This window comes from Ramlibacter sp. (assembly GCF_013697775.1).
GTDB lineage: Bacteria > Pseudomonadota > Gammaproteobacteria > Burkholderiales > Burkholderiaceae_C > Ramlibacter.
Genome location: NZ_JACCWG010000047.1, coordinates 1 through 6,770 on the forward strand (window position 1 = coordinate 1; position 6,770 = coordinate 6,770).

Sequence of the window (6,770 nt, forward strand, 5' to 3'; positions counted from 1 at the left end):
GACAACCCCAAACCATTCATCTGGACAGCCAGTGCTTCGGACATCCTGGCCAAGGTCACCAGAGCCAAGGCTGCATTGGCTGCGATCTCACGATAAGTACAGAACAGAGGCGCGCACCACACTAGCTTGCGGCTGACGGCCGCGAGATACGCGGCCATGAGGTTCATGTCCTCGCCCACCACGCCCAGCGCGTGCAAGTCGCCCACGATGCGCTGCATGAGGTTGGGCGTGCGCAGCAACAGCATCGCCTCGGCCTCTTCCTCGGCCGACAGGATGGGCACGGCGGGACCGCTCGGCCGGCGCGCCTGCGCCATCAATTCGTCCTGCAAGCCTTCGAGCTTCATCAGCACCGCACCCAGCTCGCGCTTGAGCACGTCGTCACCGACGCCGAGTTCGACGCTGGCCTGCTTGATGAAGGACGTGCGCGAGCGCGCCGCGTACACGTCCAGCGTGTCCACGAAGTAGCCGCCGCTTTGCTCGCAACGTATCTGCACATTGACGCGCATGGCCTCGGGCGTCGTGTTCTTCTTCCAGCCACGCACGCGCCAGCAGCACACACCGGGCTCGAGCTGCAATTCGTCGGTGAGTTCGACCGGCGCAGCCGCATCGCTGGCGCGATCGGCAGCTAAGAGAGAAAGGTTTTCTTCCTTAGTCGCCGGCTGCTCTTGCGGCGTGGCAACGGCCATGGCCGGCGCCGAGGGCGAAGGCTTGTCCACGGGCAGCACGGGCGCGGGCTCATCATCGGGCGGCCGGCGCGCGCCGCCGATCCACTGCGCCTGGCGCAGCACCAGGCCCAGGGCCTTTTCGGGCGGGCTCATCTTGCAGGCGAATTCGTTGGCGTCCATCCCCTTGGGGAACAGCACGCGTAGGACCTCGAAGCCCTCGGCGATCAAGAGCGGCGCGAGTTCGTCGGCGCCGGCATCGCCCGCCGCGTCGCGGTCATACGCGATGTACACGCGCTCGATGTTGTTGGCTTTCAAGGCCGCGAGCATCTCGGGCGTGAAGCCGTGCGTGCCGTAGCTGCTGCTCACGTTGGTGAAGCCGGCACACCAGAAGGTGAGCGCATCAATGATGGCCTCGCACTGGATCACTTCGCGCTGGCCAGCCGGTCGCTTGCCCGCCTCGATGATGCCGGCGATGTTGAACACCCCGCGCGATCTGCGGCCGTCTTCGGGCTGCGGCAAGTACAGGTGCTTGGCCTGCTCACGGCGCTTGTCCTCGTTGATCTGGCGGCCGTAGATTTCGACCACGCGGCCGTGTTCATCCAGCACAGGGACCACCAGGCAGCCATTGAAGTGCTCGTGGCCGCTGGCGCGCAGGATGCCCAGGCGCTGCAAGCGCGCGCGGATGGCCGCGCCCTGGGCGCGGTTGCCCAGCGGCAGGCGCAGGCCCAAGGTGCGGTCGCCCACGCCGAGCTTGAAGGTGTCGATCAGCAGCGGGTGCGTCAGGCCGCGCTGCTTCATGTACGCGAGGCCGGGCTCGTCTTGCTTCAACCGCCCGCAGTAGTAGTCGATCACCTTGACGGGAGCGGCCTCGTCGTTCGCATCGACGCTCACGGGCGCGGCCAGCGCACGCGTGGTCGTGACCTTCTGCGGCGCACCAGCCGCCAAGGCGGGATCGGCCTTCAACAGTTCGACGGCGTGACGGAAGCTCAGGCCCTTGGCTTTCATCACCCAATCGATCGGCCCGCCGCCCGCGTTGCAGCCCAGGCAGTGCCACAGGTTCTTGGCCGGCGTCACCTTGAAGCTGGGCGTGTCGTCGTTTTCATGGAACGGACAGCGCGCAGCCAGGTCGCGGCCCACGCGCTTGAGTTCGATGTCGGCGGCCTCGACCAGGCGCTGCACGCTCACTTCGCTTTTGATTCGCTCGATTTCCGCCTCGGGGATGCGCGCCATCAGTAGCTCCTCTGCAAGTGGTTTTCCGACCACGTTCTGGGGTCATTCGAGCCGATCGGCCGCGAATTTTTTTAATTGGCCGCGACCTTACCACATAATGTAGTTGTCAACCGCGTTTTGCACGAACCGAGGGCTTAAGGTATGGACCATCTGATTCACACAGCGGAGCACCAACAGGTGGCCATCGGCAAGGACGAGCGAGAGTTTTTTGTGCAGCTGGGCGGCCGCGTCGCCGAACTGCGCAAGCGCCAGGGCATGACGCAGGCACAGCTCGCCGAGACGCTGGAGGTCTCGCAGCAGACCGTTAACGCCTACGAGAGCGGTCAGCGGCGCGTGCCGGTTTCGATGCTGCCGACGCTGGCGCACACGTTCGGCGTAAACGTCGAAGAGCTGATCGGCTCGCCTTCACCGCGCACGGCTCGCAAGCGCGGACCCACGCCCACGTTACAGCGGCACATGGAGCGCATCAGCGAGCTACCTAAGCAGCGTCAACGCGCCGTCGTGGACGTGATCGAGGCAATGCTGCAACAGCACGCACGCTGAACGAACGAAGGGCCGCTTCGCACAGCGGCCCTTCTTCCTTTTAGCAGCTCCCCCGCAGGGGGAGTGGCTGGGTGTTTTCTCTAGCCTCTAGTTCTCTATCAATTGGCCGTCTTGCCGTTACGCCAAGCGCGCTACCTTTTTCTCTATCAAACGGTAGCCGTACACATCCATCTGAGGTAGCACGCGCAGGTCCTCGTCAGATGCCGGACCGACGTGACTGTCTTCGATCCAAACATCACCACCGACCACTCGACGAGTAAGCGCGCGTTCAGCGTTCGACACTGAAGCAGAGCCTACCAATACCCAAACCCCCTTCGTTATCGCTTCTTTTCCGGCAAACACGGTTGTTGATGGCAGGGAGTCGAGTCCTTCAGGCGGAGCATCCGGTGACGAGTAGGCCTTCGCAAAGAGGCGAACCAACATCACGTCTTTGAAGTACTCGGACAGGTAGATGACCTTTCCGTACGCGTACTTCCCGCCACCAGGAATGGCGTAGATATTTCCTAAGAGGACCTCTTGCGTTTCCAACTCTCACCCGCCTATCTTTTTCAAAGTTGATTCCCAGAGCTGAGGGGTAACAGTGTCCCGGTAGATCGACGCATTCGGGTTGTTCGGTGCATACGATCTGAATTGGTTCAACAGCTGCGAATTGGGATTCTGCCGCAGCGCGCCACCGAAGTGATCAATGAGTCCTTGCTCCAATCCCTTGGCCTGCCCTTTGCTGAGATTGTTCGTCCACAGCACACGTCCGATGAGGTCGCCCTTGTCGATCGAGTCCTCGTGCACTCCGAGGCGAGCCGGCGCATCACCTCGCCCAACATATCTCACCATACCCTCTTCATCACGAAGAACATAGAGCCCTTGCCCGTTGACCCTGTCGTAAGCAGCTCCCGTCCCGCCCACGCCGGACGGGAGAGCGACTCGCTCGCTCTCCAACGATAGCCCAGTGCTCCTGGCACTCGTAACTAGCGCGCTCCTGGCAAGCGCGTAGTCTCCGGCCGTCATTGCTGTCATAGCCGCTGTAGCACCTCCTCGCAGGGCGTACATGCTCGCAGCACCGTAGCTGCCTTGATCGAAGGCCTGGCCCGCCGCGCGGAAGTCACCCGCACCCGTCAGGCCGTCATACACCATGCCCAGGCCCGTGCGCGCCGCACCACCCAGCGCGTACGACACGGGTTTCTCACCTTCAAGCACGCTCCAGTCACTGTTGTTCGAGAAGCCGCGCGCAAAGTTGTCGATGACGTTGTCGCGCGGGATCAGGCCTTGCGCAGTCGTCTGCAACTGGAAGCCAAGCTGCGAGCTAACGCGCAAGCCGCCACCCGTGTTCACGCTAGGCTGGTTGCCCAGCGCGCTCAAGTCATCGATGTTCTTTTGCAGCTCGGCCATGCGCGCCTGCGAGTCGCCAAGCGCGCGTTGTCTGGCGATCGCGTCGGCCGCGCCATTACCACGCGCCGTAGGCGTGAGTTTCAACACATCACCGGCGCCCGCAGAGAGTCCATTCGACGTAGGCTCAGAGTCGCTGAGGACATAACCGTACTCGCGCGCTTGATCGAGGTTCATGCCGGCGTAAGGGCCTGTCTTGGGCAGCGCGCCTTGATACGCGCCCTGTACAGCAGGACTCACGTCGGTTGTCGATGGCGAGTTCATCGCGTCGACGAATCCTTGGCCGAGGGCCTGGCCGAATGCATTGGGCCTGACGCACCGTCGTAGTCGCACGAGCGCGCGCCAAGGCCTGGCGCGGCTTTGCAGGGGGTTGTGGGCGGACGTCCAGTGCATGGGCAACCTCTATTTTGCCGATACGCGGTTTTGCGATCTGCAAAGGCAAAGCCGCTAAGCAAGGAAGCTGCGGCTTCCTCTCTTAGCGGCTGGCTGTTTCCCGAGCGCGCGAAGCGCGCGCAGGGTGGCTGTCAGCGCGGCGCGTAGCCGGCGCGGGCCAGCTCCTCGCGGATCGCCTCGCCGGCCGCGCGCATCTCGTAGGCCTCTTGCACGTCGACGGCCAGGCTCTTGTAGTCGTCCAGGCCCACGCGCTTCAAGAACTGCGCGTAGGCCCAGGCCATTTGCGTGGACAGGATGACGGTGATGACGGGGGTGCGTTGCATGATCGATTCCTTTTCGTGGGTGGATGTGTGTGGAGCAATCGGTGAGGACTGGCGCGCGCTCTTCGCGTGCACAGCAACCCCACCCCTCATGAGCGCAACAGGCGGTGCCGGCGCCAGGCTGTCAAGGCTGGCCGCAAGGCCACCGCGCTTCGCGCGGCGCGCAGCGGCCTTGACTGACTGGCGACGGCGCCGCACCCTCGCCTATCAAGAGGGATGGGGGCCGGCATCAGCGCAGCGCGTAGCCGGCGCGTGCAAGTTCGACGCGCAGGGTCTGGCCGGCCGCATGCATCTGCAAGGCCTCGCGCCGATCGCGCGCGTGAAGCAAGTAGTCATCGAAGCCGGCGCGCGTGACGTACTGCGCCAGGGCCAGCGCCTGGTGCGCCGGCAGGATCAGGGTGACGGTGACGATGTGCGCCTCTTGAGGTGGGAAGGGTTCATGCATGGCAAAGCTCTCCTTGGGTTGAGGGTGGTTGAGGAACTGCGAAGGAAGGACCGCTGGTGCGGCCCGGGATGGGTGGGCACTGAACTCGTGCCGCCACCACAGAGCACGGCGCGCAGCGCCGTGCAGGCTGTTCGGCTGTTGGTCCCCGGCTGTTGGGGGAGGGCTTGGCTGCTGTTGCCGCGGCGGGAAGCCCGCAGGGCTGAAGCGCGGCAACAGCAGACAGGCCCGGGGTGGGCGGGCCGTCAACTCGTGTTGCTGCGCGAAGCGCCTGACTGCAATGACCTGCGGTTGCGGCTTGCCGCTACCGCACTGCTTATGTGTTCAGCGCGCGGTGAGCACTACACCGCGTGAGTGCTGACCGCGCGCGCAGGCGGCGCGGGGCGCAAGACATAACGTGTATTGCGTCCAGCGTGGCCACCAAGCGCGCTTGCGCGCGACTGGACACGCTGGGTGCAATACCACGTTATGTTGAATGGCGCTTCGCGCCATTCACCCCGCGGCGCCTGCCAGGTTGCAGCGGGCTCGATGCCCGGTGCAACCTGCATCCCTACTCTGCGCGAAGCGCCTGGCTTTGCATTCAAGCGCCGGCACGCCGATCCGCGTCCGCAGCGCAACCCGCCCGAGCGCCCGGGTGTAGCGACGGCGCGCGGCTTGCCCGCATGCTGATGCGCCTCGATCGCCCACCAGGCGCAAGCCGCGTGACGAGAGCGGGCCCATATCAACGGCGCGTCCTTGCGGTAATCTCACGCACACATCACGCAGGGGAACTCGCATGAATCCTTGGTCCGAAGAGAAGGTGCGCCAGCTCGACACCGGCAGCATGACCGCGTTTGGCATCCGCATCACATCGCGCCACGCCTACGCGCAGGAGATGATCGAGCTGATCGGCTTCGCTCGCGAGGCGTGCAGGGCCAACGTCAACATGTACGTGACCGAGGCGTTCTACGACTCCGGCTCCAGCTGCTGCAACTTCACGTTCTCCGCGGCGCTCGACAGCGCTGGCGAGTCGGCCAGGCAGGCCGTGCTCGCAGCCGCCCGCGAGACCATCAGCCAGTTCGACTGGTTCGGCGCCATCCAGCACGGCCGCCCGCTGCTGGAAGCCGAGGACGACGAACCGAGCTGACGGCTACGCCTCATCCTCTTCCCGCGCCTCGACCTCCAGAGCCTCCAGAAGGCCCTCAGCGCCGCGCTCATCCTCAGTCCAGGGGTCAGCCAGGTCCAGCGTCAATTGCGCGCCTGCCAGGGCTCGTTGCGGGCCTCGCACGCGCAGGTGCACGCCCGGGTGCGTCATCGCGTGCACCTGCGCCAGTTGCCGTATCGCCACCTGGGCGTAAATCTGCGTCGAGCTGATGTCCGCGTGCCCGAGCATCGCCTGGATGTGGCGGATGTCGGCGCCGCCTTCGAGCATCAGCGTGGCCATGGTGTGGCGCCACACGTGGCAGCTGCCCTTCTTTTTCACGCCGGCGCGGTCCATGTAGGTGCGGATCACCGTCGAGAGCCACATCGGATGCAGCGGGTTGCCCTCGTTGCCAAGGAACAGGGTCGCGTCCTGCTGGTTCCATTGCAGTTGCGGCCTCGCGTCATCGATGTAGAGGCGCACCCAGTGCGCCGCGCGTGCTCCGAGCGGCACCAGCCGGTCCTTCTGGCCCTTGCCCAGGCGCACCAGCACGACCTGGCGGTCGAAGTCGATGTCGCTCACTTCGAGGCCGGCGATCTCCATGCGCCGGATGCCGGTGGCGTACAGCACTTCCATCATCGCCCGGTCGCGCAGGCCGATGGGCTCGCCGATCG

The 6,770-nt window shown here is 64.8% G+C and carries 7 protein-coding genes and 1 pseudogene; 2 read left to right on the top strand and 6 right to left on the bottom strand.

Features of this window, described 5'->3' with window-relative positions:
- Positions 1-878: 878 nt before the first annotated feature.
- Positions 879-1,895 (bottom strand): annotated as a pseudogene (locus tag H0U68_RS02930) (CHC2 zinc finger domain-containing protein); the annotation flags it as partial.
- A gap of 141 nt (positions 1,896-2,036) precedes the next feature.
- On the opposite strand from H0U68_RS02930, the gene H0U68_RS02935 reads away from it, so the two are divergent.
- Entirely contained in the window at positions 2,037-2,438 is a 402-nt protein-coding gene (locus H0U68_RS02935) for a helix-turn-helix domain-containing protein (protein ID WP_296352669.1), read from the top strand.
- A 117-nt stretch (positions 2,439-2,555) separates the two neighbouring features.
- Here H0U68_RS02935 and H0U68_RS02940 read toward each other — a convergent pair whose 3' ends face one another.
- From H0U68_RS02940 to H0U68_RS02955, 4 genes are all read right to left on the bottom strand, one after another.
- The gene (locus tag H0U68_RS02940) at positions 2,556-2,966 is read right to left on the bottom strand and encodes an Imm26 family immunity protein (protein WP_296352670.1); all 411 of its coding nucleotides are present in this window, start codon (positions 2,964-2,966) and stop codon (positions 2,556-2,558) included.
- Between the two features lie 3 nt (positions 2,967-2,969).
- Positions 2,970-4,085, bottom strand: coding sequence for a hypothetical protein (locus tag H0U68_RS02945; protein WP_296352671.1), 1,116 nt, complete (start codon positions 4,083-4,085; stop codon positions 2,970-2,972).
- A gap of 260 nt (positions 4,086-4,345) precedes the next feature.
- The gene (locus tag H0U68_RS02950) at positions 4,346-4,537 is read right to left on the bottom strand and encodes a hypothetical protein (protein WP_296352672.1); all 192 of its coding nucleotides are present in this window, start codon (positions 4,535-4,537) and stop codon (positions 4,346-4,348) included.
- Positions 4,538-4,763: 226 nt separating this feature from the next.
- Entirely contained in the window at positions 4,764-4,979 is a 216-nt protein-coding gene (locus H0U68_RS02955) for a hypothetical protein (RefSeq protein ID WP_296352673.1), read from the bottom strand.
- A gap of 772 nt (positions 4,980-5,751) precedes the next feature.
- Between H0U68_RS02955 and H0U68_RS02960 the strand changes: the two genes are divergently transcribed.
- Complete coding sequence (locus H0U68_RS02960; RefSeq protein WP_296352674.1) at positions 5,752-6,102, top strand: hypothetical protein; 351 nt, start codon at positions 5,752-5,754, stop codon at positions 6,100-6,102.
- A 3-nt stretch (positions 6,103-6,105) separates the two neighbouring features.
- Here the strand turns inward: H0U68_RS02960 and H0U68_RS02965 are convergent.
- On the bottom strand, positions 6,106-6,770 hold a 665-nt coding region (locus H0U68_RS02965), incomplete at its 5' end, for a tyrosine-type recombinase/integrase (RefSeq protein WP_296352675.1).

Coding starts and splice junctions, on each gene's coding strand:
- H0U68_RS02935 (WP_296352669.1), top strand. CDS start 2,037: ATGGACCATCTGATTCACACAGCGGAGCACCAACAGGTGGCCATCGGC.
- H0U68_RS02945 (WP_296352671.1), bottom strand. CDS start 4,085: ATGAACTCGCCATCGACAACCGACGTGAGTCCTGCTGTACAGGGCGCG.
- H0U68_RS02950 (WP_296352672.1), bottom strand. CDS start 4,537: ATGCAACGCACCCCCGTCATCACCGTCATCCTGTCCACGCAAATGGCC.
- H0U68_RS02955 (WP_296352673.1), bottom strand. CDS start 4,979: ATGCATGAACCCTTCCCACCTCAAGAGGCGCACATCGTCACCGTCACC.
- H0U68_RS02960 (WP_296352674.1), top strand. CDS start 5,752: ATGAATCCTTGGTCCGAAGAGAAGGTGCGCCAGCTCGACACCGGCAGC.